This is a genomic window from Streptosporangium sp. NPDC051023 (assembly GCF_040689595.1).
In the GTDB taxonomy this organism is placed as follows: Bacteria; Actinomycetota; Actinomycetes; order Streptosporangiales; family Streptosporangiaceae; genus Streptosporangium.
This window is the reverse complement of record NZ_JBFBCE010000009.1, coordinates 33,734-53,476: the sequence shown is the minus strand read 5'-3', so window position 1 is coordinate 53,476 and position 19,743 is coordinate 33,734. Positions and strand designations below refer to the sequence as shown.

The following is a 19,743-nucleotide window of genomic DNA, read 5'->3' as shown; positions in this document are numbered from 1 at the left end:
GTACCCGATCATGTTGGTCAGAATGCCCGCGAAGAAGTCCAGGTAGCTCTTACCCGAAGCGTCGACGCCCAGTCGAGCAGCGGACGCGTGTTGCTGGGGTGGCGCAGCTTGGAGAGGGACTCCTTCTCCAGCTGGCGGATGCGCTCGCGCGTCAGGCCCAGATGCTTGCCGATCTCGTCGAGGGTGTGCGGCTTGCCGTCGACGAGGCCGAAGCGCAGGGCCATGATCTTGGCCTCTCTGGGGGAGAGGTTGCCCAGTACGCCACGCAGCTGCTCGCCGAGCAGCTGGCGGTCGACCACCTCCGACGCCTCCGGCGAGTCGACATCCTCGATGAGGTCGCCGATGGTGGTCTCGCCGTCGTCGCCGATGGTGGCGTTGAGGCTGATCGGCTGGCGGCTGGTGCGCAGCAGCTCCTCGATCTGGTCGGGGGTCTTGTCCAGCTCGACCGCCAGTTCCTCAGGGGTGGGCTCGCGGCCGAGACGCTGATGCATGTCGCGCTCGACGCGCGAGAGCTTGGAGAGCATCTCCAGCACGTGAACGGGCAGACGGATGGTGCGCGCAGAGTCGGCGAAACCACGCTGGATGGCCTGGCGGATCCACCACATGGCGTAGGTGGAGAACTTGTAGCCCTTGGTGTAGTCGAACTTCTCCACCGCGCGGATCAGGCCGAGGTTGCCCTCCTGGACCACGTCGAGCAGTGCCATGCCGCGGTCGGTGTACTTCTTGGCGACGGAGACGACCAAGCGGAGGTTGGCCTCCAGCATGTGGTCCTTGGCGCGGCGGCCGTCCTCGGCGATCCACTCCAGGTCGTCGCGTACGGCGGCCGACAGGCCGGGCTCGGCCTCGAGCTTGGACTCGGCGTACAGGCCCGCCTCGATCCGCTTGGCCAGCTCGACCTCCTGCGCCGCGGTGAGCAGGGTGCGGCGGCCGATCGACTTGAGGTAGGTGTGGACCGAATCGCCCATGACCGAGGACTGGTCGTCCAGGTCCATGGTGGGCTCGGCCTCGATCTCCGCCTCCTCGGCGGTCCACTCTTCCTCGTCGGCCTCCGGCTCGATCTCGGCCGCGTCGCGCCTGGCGCCCCTGGGGGTGTCGGCGGTGGGCTCCGCCTTCGCGGCGGTCGAGGTCTTCTTCGCGGGGGCGGCCTTGGCCTTGCGGGTGGTGGTCGCGCGTCCCGCCGCCTTGGTCGCGGCCTTCTTGGTCGCGGCGGTGAGCGTGGGCTCGTCTTCGGCGGCCAGGCTGACGCCCGCCTCGGTGAGCTCCCGCAGGATCGACCGGCCCTCTGTGGGGCTGATCCCCGCCTCCGCGAAGGCGTGACGCAGCTCCGCGAGTGAAAGGTGGCCCTGGACTCGCCCTCGGTCAAGGAGCTGCTCGAGGGTCGTCGGGGCCTCCGATGAGGTCGCCACGGCGGTTTGGGGCATGAGGACACCTCCTCCATCACGGAGTCGTCTGCTTACAGGTTGTTGGGTGGGGCGGCCCGAGGCCACTCAACGCACCAGTACCAATAACCCCAGCCAAGAACTTTATGTTCCCGACTTGACGGGGAAAATATGATGGGGGGTCGCTCCGGAGCGGTCCCCCCGTGTTACTCGGTGCAGGACAGGGGCTACTCGGTCCCGTTCACCCGGCCCTCGGAAAGGTCGTCGACCTCGGGCATGGGAAACGGGTTCGCCTCCTGCAGGCGCTGCTTGGTCCAGTATGTCGTGACCTGTTCTGGGTCGGGGTTGACATCCCTGGAGACCACGGAGCCGTCCCGAGGTGGAGGCGTCTGCTCGGAGGTCGGGGGAGTCTCGGTGACCTGGGAGTCGGGAGTCGGAGAGACGGAGCCCGGTGGTACGGCGGACACGGGATCCGCGCTCCCCTCGATGCCCGTCTCCCTGTCGCCCCTGGCGGCAGCCGCCGCCGTCACGGAGATGCCGCCCGCGAGGATCGCGCTGACGATTCCGGCGGAGACCCACGTCTTGCGGGTGATGTGCATCGGCTCGTCCTTCCTTCCTCGGCTGTCTGTTTGACGTTCCGGGTCCTCTCACGGTTCCCGGTCATGACCATAACGGAGAGCCGCGAGGTCCGGCTTGCCATTGGACAGAAGTGGTATTTCGGTCATGACGACCAGCTCGGCCGGGGCCGCGTAGGCGGGCAGCCGCTCCTTGACGAAGGCGCGCAGGTCGGCCAGGGATGGGGGATCGGGCGAGACGACGACGGCGGTCACCCGTTCGCCCCACTCCGGGTCGGGGCGGCCGACCACGACGGCGTCGGTGATCCCGGGATGCTCCGCGACGACGGCGGAGACGGCGGCCGCGACGACCTTCTCTCCGCCGGTGTTGATGACGTCGTCGGAGCGGCCGAGCACGTGCAGCCGCCCACCGGTCAGCGTGCCGAGATCCGAGGTGAGGAACCAGTCGCCGTCGCGCGCCGCGCCGGTCAGGTCAGGCCGCAGCCGGTAGCCGGAGAACAGCACGGGGCCCGCGACGCGGATCCGTCCATCGTCGCCAATCTTCAGATCTACATTGTAAAGGGGGGTGCCGTCGTAAACACACCCCCCGCAGGTCTCACTCATCCCGTAGCTGGTCACGACCCTGGCACCCGCAGCCCTCGCCGCCTCAAGCAGGCCAGGAGGAGCGGCCGCACCACCCAGCAGGATCGTCCTGAAAACCGATAGGTCGGCGGAGAGCAGGCGGCGCAGCTGCGTCGGCACCAACGAGACGTGCTGGGCACCGCTGGCCAGCACTTCCTCGGGGGAGAAACCGTCGTGCACGATCGGCTCTGTTTCCCCGAGCAGCGACCTGACGAGAACCTGCAGTCCCGAGATGTGGGAGGGAGGCAGGCAGCAGAGCCAGCGCTCGCCAGGACGGGCGTCGAGGCGGCGCAACGAGGCCGAGGCGGACGCGCGCAGGGCGGCTGCGGACAGCTGGACCCCCTTCGGGGTTCCGGTCGTGCCACTGGTGGCGATGACGACGGCCACCTCGCCGGGCACTCCGACGCCGCGCTCGCGGCGTATCCCGTTGACATGGGTCGGGCGCAGCGCGTCGAGCGTGGCCCGCAGCGCGGGGGCGGGCAGGGAGGGCGGCAGGGGCAGCACCGCGGGGCCGCTGCCGTCGAGGGCGGCGCCGACGGCCCTGAACAGCTCCGGTCCCGGGGGCAGCACGACGGCGTGTAGCTCGCGCCGCTCGGAAGGCGACTCCGCGTGCACAGGGCCGGTCATCACAGTCGTAAGGTTAGTGCCGGGAAAACGGATGATGGCCGGGGAGTCCCCGGCGCGGCGGAAAGGGGCGGAGCCATCGTGAGCACGGGGCGAGTCGAGTCGGCGGCCACTGGCGCGCGAGCGGTGGGCGAGGCGAGGCTCTCCGGGCTCAGGGATGCCTGCACCGTCCCTCGGGAGTACCCGGAGATCGGTGTGATCATTCTCACCGGCGGGGGAGACCGGGCCTTCCGCTCGGGCGGCGGCCGCAAGAGGCGCGCCCCCGGCCCAGGCACGTTCCCGCGCAGGCCGTAACAGGCCTGTGGTCATGAACCGAACCCGAACCCGGGCCGGTCTCGGAACGCGCCGTCCAGGCGCGACGGGGCTCGCGCCGGTCCGTCACCAGACGCGCCCGCCGTTCAGGGCGCGACGACCAGAGGAGGCAGTGCGGTGAACCCCGCCACCGCGCTCGCGACCGTGCTGGTCGACGAACTCGTACGTTGCGGCCTTACCGACGTGGTGCTTGCGCCGGGCTCCCGCTCGGCCCCGCTCGCTCTCGCCGCGCACGCCGACAGCCGTGTCCGGCTGCACGTGCGCATCGACGAGCGGTCGGCGGCCTTCCTCGCCCTGGGCCTGGCCAGGCGCGGCGAGCGACCGGTCGCGCTGATGTGCACCTCCGGCACCGCGGCGGCGAACTTCCACCCCGCGGTCGTCGAGGCGCACGAGTCGGGGGTGCCGCTGCTGCTGCTCACCGCCGACCGGCCGCCCGAGCTGCGCGATACCGGCGCCAGCCAGACCATCGACCAGATCAAGCTGTACGGCACCGCGGTCCGCTGGTTCAGCGAGGTCGGCGTGCCCGAGGACCGGCCGGGCCAGGTCGCCTACTGGCGATCCCTGGCCTGCCGCGCCTACCAGCGTTCGCTCGGCCCATCCGACCCCGGCCCGGTTCACCTCAACCTCGCCTTCCGCGAGCCGCTCGTCCCGGACGGCGACGCCTCCTGGTGCGAGTCCCTCGAGGGTGACGCCAACGGGCCGTGGATCCGCGCCAGGGTCGCGCCTCCCGCGGTTGCGCTGCACCTGCCGCCGACCCGTAGGGGCGTGCTCGTCGTCGGGGACGGCGCAGCCAACATGCGCAGATACGTCGCGGCCGCGGGCATGGCCGGATGGCCGGTCCTGTCGGAGCCGAATGGCGGCGCCCGCTACGGGGACCACGCGATGTCGACCTACCACTTCCTGCTCGGCACTCCCGAGTTCGCCGACCGGCACCGCCCGGACGTGGTCGTCACCCTGGGCCGCCCCGGCCTGTCAAGGCCGCTGCTGAACTGGCTCAGGCACGCCGAGGAGCACATCGTCGTTGCCCCCGACCTGACCCGCTGGCCCGACCCGACCCGCTCGGCGACCCAGGTGGCGCAGGCGGTCGAGATCCCGGTCGCGGCGGGAGACGACGCCTGGCTGCGCTCGTGGCGCCGCGCGGACACGGCGGCCAGGACGGCGATCGACGAGGTGCTGGACGGCGGCGGGCTCAGCGAGCCGCGCCTGGCCCGCGACCTGGTCGACGTGCTGCCGAACGGGTCGCTGCTGTTCTCCGGCTCCTCCATGCCGATCCGCGACCTCGACCAGGCGATGCGTCCGAGGCGGGGGCTGCGGATCCTGTCCAACAGGGGGGCCGCGGGGATCGATGGCGTGGTCTCGTCCGCGATGGGCGCGGCGCTGGCGCACAACGGCCCCACCTACGCGCTGATGGGCGACCTGACGTTCCTGCACGACCAGAACGGGCTGATCCTCGGCCCTCGCGAGCCCCGCCCCGACCTGTGCCTGGTCGTGGTGAACAACGACGGCGGCGGGATCTTCTCGCTGTTGCCTCAGGCTGCGCTGCGCGACCCGTTCGAGCGGGTCTTCGGCACCTCGCACGGGGTCGACCTGGCCCACGTCGCCGCGGCGACCGGCACGCCGTACACCTTCGTCGGCGAGCCGGACCAGCTTCCCAAGGCGCTGCGCGGGGAGGGGGTGCGGATCGTCGAGGTCCGCACGGACCGGGAACCCAACGCGGTGCTGCACGCCATGATGCGCGACGCGGCCCACAGCGCGATCCGCCGCGTCATGTGACGTCGCGGGGGCGCGGGCGGCGAGGACGCCGTGCTCCGCGTCGCCCGACACGTCCCGTGCCGGGCGGCGCGACGACGATGACGCAATGATGACGCAATAGGGTGGCGGTCATGCATGTCGACGAGTGGCTTCAGGCGATTCCCGCCGTGTGGGTCTACGTCCTGGTCGGTATGGTGATTGGGATCGAGAGCCTTGGCATCCCGCTGCCCGGCGAGATCGTTCTGGTCAGCTCCGCGCTGCTGGCGGCCAAGGGCGTGGTCGACCCGCTCTGGGTCGGCATCTGCGCCAGCATCGGCGCCATCGTGGGCGACTCGATCGGGTACGCCATCGGGCGCAGGGGCGGCAAGCCCATGTTCGACCGGCTCGGGCGCAGGTTCCCCAAGCACTTCGGCCCCTCCCACATCGGAAAGGCCGAGCGCTACTTCCACCGTTACGGCATGTGGACGGTGTTCTTCGGCCGCTTTGTCGCGCTGCTGCGCATCCTGGCGGGGCCGCTGGCGGGCGCGCTGCACATGCCGTACTGGAAGTTCCTGATCGCCAACATGCTCGGCGGCGTCGCCTGGGCGGGCGGGACCACCGCGGTGATCTACTACCTGGGCATGGCCGCTGAGAGATGGCTGCAGGGCTTCTCCTGGGTCGCCCTGGTCGTCGCGCTGTTGTTCGGCGCCGCGACCACGCTGATCCTCCGGCGCAGGGCCGCCAAAATGGCTGCTGAGGAGCCCGAGGAGCCGGGCGAGCCGGTCGGCGCCGGCTGATTACCAGACCTGGGGATGTGCGGGAAGCCGTGATCTGGTCACGCTGAGTGTGTACGAACTCACCGTGAAAGGGAGACGGCATGCTATCCGACCAGACTCTGACCGGCTATGACTCGATAGCCACATACGGCAGTTACGAGGAAGCCCAGCGAGCCGTCGACTACCTGTCGGACCAGCGCTTCCCCGTCCAGCACGCGATGATCGTCGGAATGGACCTCCGGATGGTCGAGAAGGTGCTCGGACGGCTGACCTACCTGCGCTCCGCCGGGATGGGCGCGGGGACCGGCGCCTGGCTCGGACTGCTGATCGGCCTGTTCTTCGCGATCTTCACCCCCGGCGGGTTCCCCTGGATCCTGGTCCTGTGGAGCGTGATCTGGGGTGCGGTGGCGGGAGCCATCTTCGGGCTCATCGCTCACGCGTTCACCGGCGGCAAGCGGGACTTCCTGTCCTCCAGCGCGATCGTCGCCAACCGCTACGAACTGCGTGTCACGACCCCGCAGGCCGCCGAGGCCCGCAGGCTTCTCGAGACCGGCGTACCTCAGCACACCTAGCGCGGTGACCGCTCGCCCGAACCGTGTGCCGGGAGGGGCCGCACGCCCTGGCCGCCGGGGCGCGGCACCCGTGTCTCGTGCGCTCTTCCGGGATCGGGCGGACGTCTCCTCGCACCCGTGCCGTGTTGCCGCCGGTGATGGGCGCGGGCCCGTGCGGCCCCTGTCCCGCCGGGGCGCGGGACTGTCAGATCTGAGGATGAGGCGGCCATGACGGTGAGCCGGCGTCGGCGGCGCGCAAGCGCCACAGGAGGAGATCAGCATGGCTAAAGCAGTCGGGATCGACCTGGGGACGACCAACTCGGTGATCGCCGTGATGGAGGGCGAGAAGCCCACCGTGATCCCCAACGCCGAAGGGTCGCGGACGACACCGTCAGTCGTGGCCTTCACCGACGACGGCGAGCGTCTGGTGGGGCAGCTGGCCCGGCGCCAGGCGATCCTCAACCCAAAGGGGACGATCTACTCGGCCAAGCGTTTCATCGGGCGCCGCTACGACGAGGTCTCCACCGAGATGAACGCGGTGTCGTTCGACGTGGTTTCGGGTCCCGACGGCGCCGTCCGCTTCCAGGTGCGCGACAAGCAGTACGCGCCCGAGGAGATCGCTGCCCTGGTTTTGCGCAAACTCGTCGACGACGCCTCCAAGTTCCTCGGGGAGAAGGTCACCGAGGCGGTCATCACCGTGCCCGCCTACTTCAACGACTCCCAGCGCCAGGCGACCAAGGACGCGGGGAAGATCGCAGGCCTCGAGGTGCTGCGGATCATCAACGAGCCGACCGCCGCCGCCCTCGCCTACGGTCTCGACCGCAAGGAGAACGAGACCGTGCTTGTCTTCGACCTGGGCGGAGGGACGTTCGACGTCAGCATCCTGAGCATCGGCGACGGCGTCGTCGAGGTGCGCGCGACCGCGGGCGACACCCACCTTGGCGGAGACGACTTCGACCGCCGCATCGTGGACTACCTCGCGGACGATTTTCAGCGGGACAACGGCATCGACCTGCGCTCCGACCCCCAGGCCCTGCAGCGGCTCTTCGAGGCCGCGGAGAAGGCCAAGGTCGAGCTGTCGTCGGTCACCCAGACCCAGATCAACCTGCCGTTCATCACGGCGGACGCCTCGGGGCCCAAGCACCTGAACACCACGCTGCGGCGGGCGACGTTCGAGGAGATCACCTCCGACCTGCTGGAGAGGTGCAAGGGGCCGGTCGAGCAGGCCATGGCCGACGCCCGGCTCAGCGCCAACGACATCGACGAGGTGATCCTGGTCGGCGGCTCGACCAGGATGCCCGCCGTACAGAACCTGGTGCGCCGCATGACAGGCGGCAAGGACCCGAACATGACGGTCAACCCCGACGAGGTCGTGGCGCTGGGCGCGGCGGTGCAGGCGGCCGTCATCAAGGGCGAGCTGAAGGACGTCGTCCTGCTCGACGTGACGCCCCTGTCGCTCGGCATCGAGACCCTCGGCGGGATCATGACCAAGGTCATCGAGCGCAACACAACGATTCCGGCCCGGCGTGCCGAGGTGTTCAGCACCGCTGAGGACAACCAGAACGCGGTGGACGTCGTGGTGCTCCAGGGCGAGCGCGAGCGCGCCGCGGACAACCGGGTCCTCGGCCGGTTCAGGCTGGAGAACATCAGGCCCGCACCGCGTGGCGTGCCCCAGATCGACGTCACCTTCGACGTCGACGCGAACGGGATCCTGAACGTCTCGGCCAAGGACAAGGACACCGGCGCCGAGCAGCGCATCACCATCAGCGAGAGCTCGACCCTCGACAAGGGCGAGGTCGAGCGGATGGTCGCGGACGCGGAGCGGCACCGGGACGAGGACCTGCGGCTGCGGCAGGTCGTGGACGCCCGCAACGAGCTGGACAGCGTCGCCTACCAGGTGGAACGGCGGCTGTCCGAGCTGGGGGACGGGGTTCCCGTCCATGAGAAGGCGCGGGCCGAGATGCTCGTCTCCGACGCCCGCGAGGCGATCAAGCAGCATGAGACGACGATCGACCGGCTGCGGTCCCTGACCGGCGAGCTGCAGCAGGTCTACCAGGGCCTCGGCGCGTCCCTTGGCGGTGCGGGCGGTGCGGGCGGTGCGGGCGGTGGTCCCGGTGGTCCTGGCGGTGCCGGCGGCGCCGGCGGCGCGGGCGGAGGCCAGGACGACGACGTCATCGACGCGGAGTTCACGACCGATGAGTGAGAGGTCCGGACGGCACGACGCCGAGGCCGAGGAGGCCGTCGGCCGGCAGGCGGCCGACAGAGGGGCCGACGCCGCGCAGGCAGGTCCGGGGGAGGACGCCACCGGTACGGCGGAGCCGGAGATCACCGAGCTCAAGGAGCACGTCACCGAGCTCCAGGACCGGGTCGCCGAGCTTCAGGACCGGTGGCGGCGCGCCCTGGCCGACCTCGACAACCTGCGCAAACGAGTCAGCCGCGACACAATTCGAGTGCGGGGTGAGGAGGAGGCGCGGGCCGCCGCCGAGTGGCTGCCCGTGCTGGACAACCTGGAACGCGCCCTGGACCACGCGGACACCGACCCCGCCTCCGTCGCCGAGGGACTGCGGGCGATCCGCGACCAGGCGCTGGACGTGCTGGACCGTCTCGGTTTCCCGCGCCGCGACGACACCGGCACGAGATTCGACCCCGCCAGGCATGAGGCGGTCGGCGTGCTCACCCAGGAGGGCACACCGGACGGGACGGTCCTGCACGTGGTGCAGCCCGCGTACGGGGACGGCGAACGGCAACTGCGGCCCGCGCTGGTCGTCGTCTCCAAGGCGGAATGATGCCACCCGACCAGGACTTCTACGAGATCCTCGGCCTGCAGAGGAACGCGAGCCAGGAGGACATCCAGCGCGCCTACCGCAAGCTCGCGCGGGCCAACCACCCCGACGTCAACAAGGACCCGGCGGCCGAGGATCGCTTCAAGGACATCTCGGAGGCCTACAGCGTGCTGTCCGACCCCAAGACCCGCCGTCGTTACGACGCGTTCGGCCCGGGATTCCGCCAGGTGCCCGAGGACGTCGACCCCGAGACGTGGGCGCGTGCCGGGGCGGGGCGCGCGGGACAAGGCGGGGGGCAAGGCAGGGGACAGGGCAGGGAACAGGGCGGATGGGCTGCTCAGGGGGGCCCGTCCGGCTTCGGGGAGGGCGTCGACATCGACGATCTCCTGGAAGGACTCTTCGCCGGCAGGACGGGCAGGCCGGGCAGGGCGGCCCCGGGCTGGGGGCCCATCCCCGGGGCCGACCAGGAGGCCGAGATCGAGCTGAGCGTCGAGGACGCCTACCGGGGAGGCCACAAGGCGTTCACCGTGGGAGGGCGCAGGATCGAGGTCGAGATCCCCGCGGGAGTGACGGACGGCCAACGGATCCGCCTGGCGGGACAGGGCGGCAGGGGCGGCGACGGAGCCCCCGCGGGAGATCTCTACCTGATCGTCAGGATCGCGCGGCATCCCCGCTACCGGGTCGAGGGACGCGACATTCACCTCCGGCTCCCGATCACCCCGTGGGAGGGGGCGCTCGGCGCGACCGTCGCCGTCGAGACGCCCGCGGGCGAGGCCAAGGTCAAGGTGCCCGCGGGCACATCAAGCGGGCGACGGCTGCGGCTGCGCGGCCGGGGGATGCCGAACCCCAGAGGCCAGCCGGGTGACCTGTTCGCCGAAATACGGATCATGGTTCCGCCCCGGCCGGCCGACGAGGAACGGCGGTTGTTCGAGCAGCTCGCCGCGGTCTCGACGTTCGACCCGAGGAGGCGGTGATGGTCTACTCCCTCGCCAGGCCCGAGCGTCTGGACATCGAGTCGTTCGCCCGGGCGACCGGGACGCACCCCGAACTGGTGCGGCGCCTGGTCGCCCTCGGCGTGCTCGACGCGCAGCGCGACGCGGCGGGGCGCCTGTGGTTCCCGACGTCCCAGCTGCTCGCCATGGCCAGGATCCAGCGTCTGCGCGCCGGGTTCGCCCTCAACTACGCGGCCCTCGGCCTGGTGGTCGACCTGCTCGACCGCATCGCCGAACTGGAGGCCGCCGCGCGCGACCGCTCCCGAATCCCAGGAGGACCGAGGTGGACGTCAACCAGCTGACGCAGAAGTCCCAGGAGGCGTTGCACGACGCGCAGACCAAGGCCCTTCGCTTCGGGCACACCGAGGTCGACGGGGAACATCTGCTGCTGGCGCTGCTGGACCAGCCGGACGGGCTGATACCCCGCCTGCTCCTGCGTGCCTCCGTCGACACCGAGCGGCTTCGCAACGACCTGGAGGCGGCGCTGAGCAGCAGGCCCAGGGTCAGCGGGCCCGGTGTCGACCCCGGCCAGGTCCGGGTGACCCAGCGACTCTCCCGGCTGCTCGAGGCGGCCAAGCGTGAGGCCGACCGGCTCAAGGATGAGTATGTCTCCGTCGAGCACCTGCTCATCGCCCTCCTGGAGGAGGGCAGCGAGACCGCGAGCGGACGCCTGCTGCACCAGCAGGGGCTGTCCAGGGACGGCTTCCTGCAGGCGCTCACCGCCATCCGCGGCAACCAGCGGGTCACCTCGGCGATGCCCGAGGTCGCCTACGAGGCGCTGGCCAAGTACGGGCGGGACCTGGTCGCCGATGCCGCCTCGGGCAGGCTCGACCCGGTCATCGGGCGTGACGCCGACATCCGCCGCGTCGTCCAGATCCTGTCCCGCAAGACCAAGAACAACCCGGTGCTGGTCGGCGACCCGGGAGTCGGCAAGACAGCCATCGTGGAGGGCCTCGCCCAGCGGATCAGCAACGGCGACGTGCCCGAGGGGCTCAAGGACAAGGTGATCTTCAGCCTCGACATGGGCGCCCTCGTGGCGGGGGCGAAGTACCGCGGCGAGTTCGAGGAACGCCTCAAGGCGGTGCTCACCGAGGTCGTGGCCGCCGAGGGCCGGATCCTGCTCTTCGTCGACGAGCTGCACACGGTCGTCGGGGCGGGTGCGGCGGAGGGCGCCATGGACGCGGGCAACATGCTCAAGCCCATGCTGGCCCGCGGTGAGCTGCACATGATCGGCGCCACGACCCTGGACGAGTACCGCAAGCACATCGAGAAGGACGCCGCCCTGGAACGCCGCTTCCAGCCCGTCATGGTCGACGAGCCCTCGGTCGAGGACGCCATCTCGATCCTGCGCGGCCTGCGCGAGCGCCTCGAGGTCTTTCACGGGGTGACGATCCAGGACTCCGCGCTGGTCGCCGCCGTGGTGCTGAGCCACCGCTACATCTCCGACCGCTTCCTGCCGGACAAGGCCATCGACCTGGTCGACGAGGCCTGCGCGATGCTCAGGACCGAGATCGACTCGATGCCCGCCGAGCTCGACGAGCTCACCCGCAGGGTGATGCGCCTGGAGATCGAGGAGGCCGCGCTGGCGAAGGAGGAGGATCAGGCGAGCGCCGCCCGCCTGGAGGAGTTGCGCAAGGAACTGGTCGACCTGCGCGCCGAGGCCGACGCCATGCGCGCCCAGTGGGAGGCCGAACGGCAGGCCCTGCGCAGTGTCCAGGCCCTGCGCGAGGAGATGGAGCACGTCCGTGCCGACGCCGAGCGGGCGGAACGCGACTACGACCTCAACCGCGCAGCCGAACTGCGGCACGGCAGGCTGCCCGAGCTGGAACGGCGGCTGCGGGCCGAGGAGGAGCGCCTGCGCAGCAAGCAGGGGGTTGGACGGCTGCTGCGCGAGGTGGTGACCGAGGAGGAGATCGCACTGATCGTCTCCAGATGGACGGGCATCCCGGTGAGCCGCCTGCAGGAGGGGGAGCGTGAGAAGCTCCTGCACCTGGACGAGGTCCTGCACGAGCGGGTGATCGGCCAGGACGAGGCCGTGCGGTCGGTGTCGGACGCCATCATCAGGGCTCGCTCGGGCATCAAGGATCCGCGCCGCCCGATCGGGTCGTTCATCTTCCTCGGGCCGACGGGTGTCGGCAAGACCGAGCTGGCCAAGGCGCTCGCGGCGGCGTTGTTCGACACCGAGGACAACATGATCCGCATCGACATGAGCGAGTACCAGGAGCGCCACACCGTCAGCCGCCTCGTCGGGGCCCCGCCCGGCTACGTCGGCTACGACGAGGGCGGGCAGCTCACCGAGGCCGTACGGCGCAAGCCGTACTCGGTGGTGCTCTTCGACGAGATCGAGAAGGCGCACCCGGACGTGTTCAACACGCTGCTGCAGGTTCTCGACGACGGGCGGCTCACCGACGCGCAGGGCAGGACCGTCGACTTCCGCAACACCGTCCTGATCATGACCTCCAACATCGGCTCGGTCTACCTGCTGGAAGGCGTCACCTCCAGCGGGGAGATCAAGCAGGACACTCAGGAACGGGTCATGGCGGAGCTGCGCTCGCACTTCCGGCCCGAGTTCCTCAACCGGGTCGACGACATCGTGATCTTCAAGCCGCTCACCGAGGAGGAGATCGAGCGCATCGTCGAGCTGATGTTCGGCGACCTGCGGGCGCGGCTCGAGGAGCGGGGGATCGGGCTGGAGGTCTCGGGCGAGGCACGCCGCTACATCGCCGAGCGGGGTTACGACCCGGTGTACGGCGCCCGCCCGCTGCGCCGCTTCATCGCCAGGGATGTCGAGACCCGCATCGGACGCGCGCTGCTCACCGGTGAGGCGCACGAGGGCGCCGTGGTCCGGGTCGGTCTGGCCGAGGGGGAACTGGTCGTCGTCTATGAGTGAGGAGAAGCGGCATGTCGGCGAACATCGTGCGATGCGGGAACTGCGGGAAGAAGAACCGGGTGCCCGCCGCGGCGGCGGGTGTCCCGCGCTGCGGTAACTGCCGCGGCCGGCTGCCGTGGATCGTCGAGGCCGGTGACGACGACTTCGCCGACGTGGTCGAGGCGTCCGCCGTTCCGGTGGTCGTGGACTTCTGGGCGTCGTGGTGCGGGCCGTGCCGGACGGTCGGCCCGGCGCTCGACCAGGTCGCGGAGGATCTCGCGGGACAGGTGAAGCTCGTCAAGGTCGACGTGGACAGGGCACCCAAGCTTTCCGAGCGTTTCGCGATCCGGAGCATCCCCTACCTGATGGTGGTGATCGGTGGCCGGGTCGTGGCCGAGCAGGTCGGTGCCGTCCCCGCCCCCGAGCTGCGCGCGTGGGTCGACCGGGCGATCGCGACGGCGGGAGGGGAGGGAGGCTGAGATGGACGCGTTCGCGGAGACACCCGATCACCACGGGGCGTTTCCCCGTCTGGAGGAGGCACAGCTCGGCCGACTCGCCCCCCACGGGACCCGGCGCTCCAGCAGGGCGGGCGACGTGCTGATCCGGGAGGGCGAGGACGTCCCCGACTTCTTCGTCGTTCTGGCGGGGAAGGTCGCGGTCATCAAGGGGGAGCGGGTCACGCAGGTTCACGGCCACGGACGCTTCCCCGGCGAACTCGGGATGCTCACCGGCCGGAAGGCGTTCGTGACCTCGGTCGTCTGTGAGGCGGGTGAGGTCCTCGAGGTCCCCGTCGACACCCTGCGGCACGTCGTCGCCCACGACGTCGAACTCGGAGACCTGATTCTGCGGGCCTTCATGATCCGCCGGTCGTTACTGATCAGCAGCGGATCCGGGCTGAGGGTCGTCGGCTCCCGCTACTCGCCCGACGCCCGCAGGCTGCGCGAGTTCGCCGCCCGCAACCGACTGCCGCACCGCTGGGTCGACCTGGAGGAGGACCGGGAGGTCGAGGTGCTGGTCCGCAACCTCGGCATAACGCCGCGGGAGACGCCGATCGCGATCCTCGGCGGTACCCAGGTCCTGCGCAATCCCACCGACGCCGAGCTGGCCCGCGCCGTCGGCCTGCCGGTGCCGTGGGTGCCCGGGGACCTTTTCGACCTCGTCGTCGTGGGGGCGGGGCCCGCGGGCCTGGCCGCGGCGGTGTACGGGGCGTCGGAGGGACTGCGCACGGTGCTGCTCGACGCGGTCGCGACCGGGGGCCAGGCAGGTACCTCCTCCTGCGTCGAGAACTACCTCGGCTTCCCCTCGGGCATCTCCGGCGGAGAGCTCGCCGAGCGGGCCGTCATCCAGGCAAGGAAGTTCGGCGCTTGCCTGGCTGTACCCGCGAAGGCCACCTCGCTTGAACCGTGGAGCGGGTTCTACTCCGTCGGGATCGGTGACGAGCCGCCGATCCAGGGCCGCACGATCGTCATCGCCACTGGCGCGCGCTACCGCAAGCTCGACGTGCCCCGCCTGGAGGCCTTCGAGGGCAATGGCGTCCACTATGCCGCGACCCTGGCCGAAGCGGATCTCTGCGCGGGTGAACAGGTCGTGGTCGTGGGCGGAGGGAACTCGGCGGGGCAGGCGGCGGTCTTCCTTTCCGAGCACACCGCGTCGGTGCGCCTGCTGGTCCGTGGTGACGACCTCGAGGAGAACATGTCGCGCTATCTCGTCGACCGGATCGGGCGCGTCCCCCGGATCGAGGTGGCGCTCCACACGGAAGTCCGCGAGCTGGCAGGCCGGGACGGGCTTGAGGCTGTCGTGACGGTGGACACGCGCACCGGGCGGCGGCGGCGCGTCGAAACCCGGGCCATGTTCGTCTTCATCGGGGCGGAGCCGTGCACGACCTGGCTCGCCTCCGTGCTCGCCGTCGACGACAAGGGGTTCATCGTCACCGGTGCCGACGACGGCCTGCCCCTGGAGACCAGCCTGCCGGGCGTCTTCGCGGTTGGCGACGTCAGAAGCCAGTCGGTCAAGCGGGTCGCCTCGGCGGTGGGCGAGGGGGCCATGGCGGTGCGGCTGGTGCACGAGCACTTCGCGCGTGAGACGTCCCAGAGCCCTCGGTCCCCCGAACCCACAAAGACGAGGGAGACGGCTCGCCCGGCCCGGACGTCCGGGGCCGCCCGGTGACCTGGACGGCCGCTCCGGTCCATCCTCGCTCGTCGCGTTCGCCGCCCGCCCTCCGGCGACCTGTCAGCGAGCCAGACGGTCCTCTCTCTCCGCGGCGAGCCTGGCCAGCTCGACACGTGAGCGGATGCCCAGCTTGCGGAAGATCTGGCGCAGGTGGAAGGCGACGGTGTGCTCGCTGATGAACAACTGCTCGGCGGACTGACGGTTGGTCAGCCCCCTGGAGACGAGCTCGCAGACGGCGCGCTCGGTGCCGGTCAGGCTGTCCCAGCCCGACACGGGATGGTCGGTCCTGACCCAGTGGCGGCGGCGCTCCCCGAGCATTCGCAGCCTGCCGCGCACCCGTGCCGCGTCACGGATCGCCTCCATCGCCCCGTAGCGGGAGAGGGCATCGTCGAGGGTCTCGACGGCCAGGTCGCGGCAGTCACCGTCGGCGCTGAGCAGCACGCCCAGATCCTCGGCGGCTGAGGCCCTCGCCCACGGATCGGTGTGCCCGGCCACGGCGCGGCCCAGCGCCTCCCTGTCGCGCTCGCGCAGGCCCCGCGCATGGGTGGCGGACACCGCGGGGTTGGGCAGGTCGGGGTTGCGCCAGGCGATGCCCTCTGCCGCGTCCACCACGGCGTCGGCCCTGCGCTCGTCGTCGACCGCCATGGCCACCCGCACCAGCCAGGCCGCGGCGGTCGGCTCGCTGGTCAGCGCCCCCGTGTGCCGGGGCAACGCGTCGTAGACCCGGCACAGCGAGCTCATCCCACTCGCCGCCCCGTCCCGGGCCTCGCTGATCCGTCCCGCGGTCAGCTCGGAGCGCAGTCGCGCGTACGGCGGTGCGTCCCGCGCCCCCCGCGCCAGCTCGTTCTCCAGGTACCTGATCGCCCGGGGAAGGTCCCCCGCCCGCAGCGACGCGGTGCCCAGGACCGACAGCGCGGAGGAGGCCAGGGCCGGGACGTCCATGGCCTCCGCGGGGCTCAGCGACCCGACGGCGGTCAGGCCGGTCTCCGCCTGCGCGATCGCGCTGCCGAAGCGGCCCGCCGCCAGGTCGAGACGGGCGCGCAGGACGGGGATCTCCGCGGCCCACGCCGGACGCCCCGCCGCCTCGATCGCGGCGTTCGCCGTCATGGCCTCGGCCTCGTCGAGAAGCCACAGGTCGGTGAGCATCGTGGCCAGTACGGCCCGCGGCTGCGGGTAGTGTCCCGTGCCCGGCCGTTCCACGGCCTCCCTGGCGAGGTCGAGCCCGCGGGAGAGCCTGCCCTCGTCCCAGGCGAGCAGGGCCAGCAGCACGAGCCTCTCGGCCGTCGCGCCGTCCGCCACGTGGTGTCTTCTGGCCGGTCCGGGGGGCGCGGTTCTGTCGATCTGGTCGTGCAGCGCCCGCCGTACCGGGGCGGGGACCGTCTCCACGACGGAGCGCCACAGCAGCTCGTGCCGGAACGACAGCTCGTCCTGGCCGGAGACGAGGACGCCCGCGGCCAGCGCCTCCTCCAGGGCGGGAAGCAGGGCCGCGGGGGGCTCGCCGAGCATCTCGGCCGCGTAGGCGGGTGAGAAGGAGCGACCGAGCACGGCCGTCGCCTCGAGCAGGTACCGGGTCCTGGGGCCGACCTCCTCCAGGCGCCGCCGTACCGCGGTGTGGACGCGGCGGGGCAGCGCCGAACCGGTCAGCCTGGCGACGCCGGCCTCGATCCTGACGGCGTTCTCCTCACGCAGCCCGGTGAGCAGCTCCACGAGCAGGAACGGGTTGCCTCCCGCCTGCGCCGCCAGCATCGTCAACTCCTCGTCGGGGACCGCGCCCAGCGCGTCCGCCGCCACCTCGGCCACGGCCTCCTCGCAGAGGGGGCGCAGCATGATCCTGGTGGCCCCCTCGCGGCGCAACAGGTCGAACAGGCGGGCGTCGTCGGTGCCCTCGGTGACCCGGCGGGCCAGCAGCCACGCCAGAGGGCGGCGGGCAAGCTGGGAGGGCAGCGTCCGCAGCGCCATGAGCGTGGCGGGGTCAGCCCACTGAAGGTCGTCCAGGGTCACCAGCAGCGGCCCCCGCTCCGCGCGCCGCTCGAGCGAGGTCCGCACCTGCCCGGCCAGCCACATCAGCAGGCCCGATCCGCCGGGCATGGCGTTCCTGGTGACGGCCATGGCCGACGGCGACTCCTCAAGGGCGGACAGCAGCGGCCCCAGCGGCATCAGCCTGCCCAGCTCGTCGGCCCTGCCCGCCGCGACCGCCGTTCCCCGCGCGGACGCGACGGTGGCCGCCTCGGCGAGCATGAGACTCTTGCCCACCCCAGGCTCGCCCTCGACGAGGATCACGTTTCCCGGCGTCCCCGTGGCCCCCAGCAGCCGCAGGACCGTCGCCCATTCATGGGCCCGGCCGCGCATCGCCTTGTCCAGGATCCGAGGTCATATAGGTGATTTTCTCCCCGATGTCCTTTTATGTCATGTCCGCAGGTGTCAAAACCCCTCGTCAAAACAGGTTCACGGGGTGGCCTCCCTCTCGGTTCCATGTCCGGAATGAGGATGGGTGTCGGGATGATCGCCAGGGGTGAGGTGGGTGCCCGCGATGGAGGGCGGGTGCGCGCAATCGCCTGGTCGGCGGATATCGCCTCCGGCGCGACGGCGGGCGTAGTAGCCTGCCTTCTATACCCGGGGAGACGTCACCGACCTTGCCGATTTCAGTATTACCTATTGATCCTGTAGGAAATGGGGGTAAGCTGGTGGTCTCGCCGTACGAAGGAGCCGCCATGAGCCCGGAACCGGGAACCGAGAGCCCGTTGCTCGCGGCGACCAGGGCCGCGCGATGGATCCGCTCCGCAGCCGTCGACGACGAGCGGGGCAGGCACTGGAGGGCGAACCCGGACCCGCGTGGCAAGGCCGCCCTGCCTGGTCAGCCGCTGTCGCTGTACTCGGGGGCGGCGGGCGTCGTCCTGTTCTTCCTTGAGCTCGCCGCCGCGACCGGGGACGACGGCTATCTCGACGACGCCAGGGCCGGAGCCCGCTACCTCGCCGCCACCTGGCGGGACCAGGCGGATCTCTCCCTCCACCACGGCCTGTCGGGAGTGATGTTCGCGCTCGCCGAGGCGGGGTGGGCCACCGGAGAGGGCTCCTTCGAGGTCGAGGCGGGGGCGGTCGCCGACCACGTCGTGCGCAGCGCCCGCTCGATCGACGGCGGCCTCGGCTGGACCGGCGACCCCGCCCAGCGCGGCGACGGCGGCATCATCCTGGCCCTGCTGCACGCGGCGGGCATCCTCGGCGTCCCGGCCTACCAGGAGATCGCCGTCGAGGCGGGCGCGCGTATCGCCTCCCTTGCCGTGCCCGGCCACCGCTTCGGCCACGGGGCCTGCGCCACCGACCTTCCGCTGGACGCCGTCACGCCGGGCTTCCTGTCCGGCACCGCGGGCACCGCCTTCCTGCTGGCTCGCCTCTACGGCGTGACCGGTGAACTCCGCTTCCTGAGCGCCGCCAGGAGGGGAGCCGACTTCGTCCGCGCGATCAGCACCGTGACCGAGCGGTGCGCGATGGTCCCGCACCACATTCCGCAGGGCCGTGACCTGCACTACCTGGGATTCTGCTCGGGCTCTGCCGGTGTCGCGCGGATGTTCTACGAGCTGTACCGGGTCGCCGGCGACGCCGGGGACCTCGACTGGGTCGAGCGGCTGGCCAGGGGGATCGTCCGCAGCGGGGTCCCGGGACGCCAGACCGAGGGTTACTGGAACGTCGCCTGCCAGTGCTGTGGCACCGCGGGCCTGGTCGAGCTGTTCGTGGGGCTCTGGGCGGCGACGGGCCGTTCCGCCCATCTGGAGTTCGCCCACGAACTGGGCGAGAACCTCATCGGCAGGGCCACCTCACACGACGAGCGGGGCTCGCGGTGGTACCAGGCCTACCGCAGGCTGCGGCCCTGGGAGGTCACCGCGGACACCGGTTACATGATCGGGGCCGCGGGGATCGGGGCCGCGCTGCTGCACCTGGACGCGACCACACGCCCGGAGGAGGCGCGCAGGCTCGTCCTGCCGCCGGACAATCCGTTCCCGGCCATCCCGCTCCCCACGGCGACGCTTCGCCGGTCCTGAGCGCGGGAAGCCCCGGGGGAAGGGCGGAGGTGACCATCGCATGGGATGCGGAACCCGGCGCGAGCACCGTCCCGCCCACTCTTGCGCGACCGGTGTCAACGCGGTGACCTGCGCTGACATTCGTACAGAGCGTGGTGTTCTTCACTTACCCTTCGAGACATACCCAGGCACGCCGGATCGTGCCGCCCCGGCGGGGAAGGGGCAGCGGCCGCCGCCGCTCCTCGTACGGGAGGTCCTGAAGACGGTCTGATCCCATGATCGTCAAAGGGCGACCAAAGTTCGTGACCATGATTGGTGATTCTTCGTGAGCACTGCGGAAGCCTT

General features: G+C 71.1%; 16 protein-coding genes. 12 read left to right on the top strand and 4 right to left on the bottom strand.

Annotation, left to right across the window (positions count from 1 at the left end; all coding sequences use genetic code 11):
* Positions 1–17: 17 nt before the first annotated feature.
* The 3 genes from AB0395_RS08205 to AB0395_RS08195 form a co-directional block, all read right to left on the bottom strand.
* Positions 18–1,421, bottom strand: a complete 1,404-nt coding sequence (locus tag AB0395_RS08205; protein WP_366278205.1) for an RNA polymerase sigma factor — start codon at positions 1,419–1,421, stop codon at positions 18–20.
* Positions 1,422–1,606: 185 nt separating this feature from the next.
* A complete protein-coding gene (locus AB0395_RS08200; protein WP_366278204.1) occupies positions 1,607–1,978 on the bottom strand; it encodes a hypothetical protein in 372 nt (123 codons plus the stop codon).
* Positions 1,979–2,026: 48 nt separating this feature from the next.
* Positions 2,027–3,202: an AMP-binding protein gene (locus AB0395_RS08195; RefSeq protein ID WP_366278388.1), complete on the bottom strand. Its 1,176-nt coding sequence runs from the start codon at positions 3,200–3,202 to the stop codon at positions 2,027–2,029.
* A gap of 78 nt (positions 3,203–3,280) precedes the next feature.
* Between AB0395_RS08195 and AB0395_RS08190 the strand changes: the two genes are divergently transcribed.
* From AB0395_RS08190 to AB0395_RS08140, 11 genes are all read left to right on the top strand, one after another.
* Positions 3,281–3,493, top strand: coding sequence for a hypothetical protein (locus AB0395_RS08190; RefSeq protein WP_366278202.1), 213 nt, complete (start codon positions 3,281–3,283; stop codon positions 3,491–3,493).
* Between the two features lie 135 nt (positions 3,494–3,628).
* Positions 3,629–5,284, top strand: coding sequence for a 2-succinyl-5-enolpyruvyl-6-hydroxy-3-cyclohexene-1-carboxylic-acid synthase (gene menD / locus AB0395_RS08185; RefSeq protein WP_366278201.1), 1,656 nt, complete (start codon positions 3,629–3,631; stop codon positions 5,282–5,284).
* 110 nt (positions 5,285–5,394) lie between these two features.
* Entirely contained in the window at positions 5,395–6,039 is a 645-nt protein-coding gene (locus tag AB0395_RS08180; protein WP_366278199.1) for a DedA family protein, read from the top strand.
* Between the two features lie 80 nt (positions 6,040–6,119).
* Positions 6,120–6,590 (top strand): general stress protein, encoded by a 471-nt coding sequence (locus tag AB0395_RS08175; protein WP_366278197.1) that lies wholly within the window; start codon positions 6,120–6,122, stop codon positions 6,588–6,590.
* A 259-nt stretch (positions 6,591–6,849) separates the two neighbouring features.
* Positions 6,850–8,772: a molecular chaperone DnaK gene (gene dnaK, locus AB0395_RS08170; RefSeq protein ID WP_366278196.1), complete on the top strand. Its 1,923-nt coding sequence runs from the start codon at positions 6,850–6,852 to the stop codon at positions 8,770–8,772.
* Complete coding sequence (locus tag AB0395_RS08165) at positions 8,765–9,355, top strand: nucleotide exchange factor GrpE (RefSeq protein WP_366278194.1); 591 nt, start codon at positions 8,765–8,767, stop codon at positions 9,353–9,355. The genes dnaK and AB0395_RS08165 overlap by 8 nt, the downstream gene beginning before the upstream one ends.
* Positions 9,352–10,326 carry a DnaJ C-terminal domain-containing protein gene (locus tag AB0395_RS08160; RefSeq protein WP_366278192.1) on the top strand — a complete coding sequence of 325 codons (975 nt, stop codon included), beginning with the start codon at positions 9,352–9,354 and terminating at the stop codon, positions 10,324–10,326. Before AB0395_RS08165 ends, AB0395_RS08160 begins: the two co-directional genes overlap by 4 nt.
* Entirely contained in the window at positions 10,326–10,646 is a 321-nt protein-coding gene (locus AB0395_RS08155) for a chaperone modulator CbpM (protein WP_366278190.1), read from the top strand. The genes AB0395_RS08160 and AB0395_RS08155 overlap by 1 nt, the downstream gene beginning before the upstream one ends.
* Entirely contained in the window at positions 10,628–13,234 is a 2,607-nt protein-coding gene (gene clpB, locus AB0395_RS08150) for an ATP-dependent chaperone ClpB (protein ID WP_366278189.1), read from the top strand. Before AB0395_RS08155 ends, clpB begins: the two co-directional genes overlap by 19 nt.
* A gap of 11 nt (positions 13,235–13,245) precedes the next feature.
* Positions 13,246–13,692 (top strand): thioredoxin, encoded by a 447-nt coding sequence (gene trxA / locus AB0395_RS08145; RefSeq protein WP_366278188.1) that lies wholly within the window; start codon positions 13,246–13,248, stop codon positions 13,690–13,692.
* Position 13,693: 1 nt separating this feature from the next.
* A complete protein-coding gene (locus AB0395_RS08140) occupies positions 13,694–15,379 on the top strand; it encodes an FAD-dependent oxidoreductase (RefSeq protein WP_366278186.1) in 1,686 nt (561 codons plus the stop codon).
* 63 nt (positions 15,380–15,442) lie between these two features.
* Here AB0395_RS08140 and AB0395_RS08135 read toward each other — a convergent pair whose 3' ends face one another.
* Positions 15,443–17,731, bottom strand: coding sequence for an AAA family ATPase (locus AB0395_RS08135; RefSeq protein WP_366278184.1), 2,289 nt, complete (start codon positions 17,729–17,731; stop codon positions 15,443–15,445).
* 362 nt (positions 17,732–18,093) lie between these two features.
* On the opposite strand from AB0395_RS08135, the gene AB0395_RS08130 reads away from it, so the two are divergent.
* A complete protein-coding gene (locus AB0395_RS08130) occupies positions 18,094–19,419 on the top strand; it encodes a lanthionine synthetase LanC family protein (protein WP_366278182.1) in 1,326 nt (441 codons plus the stop codon).
* Positions 19,420–19,743 lie beyond the last annotated feature (324 nt).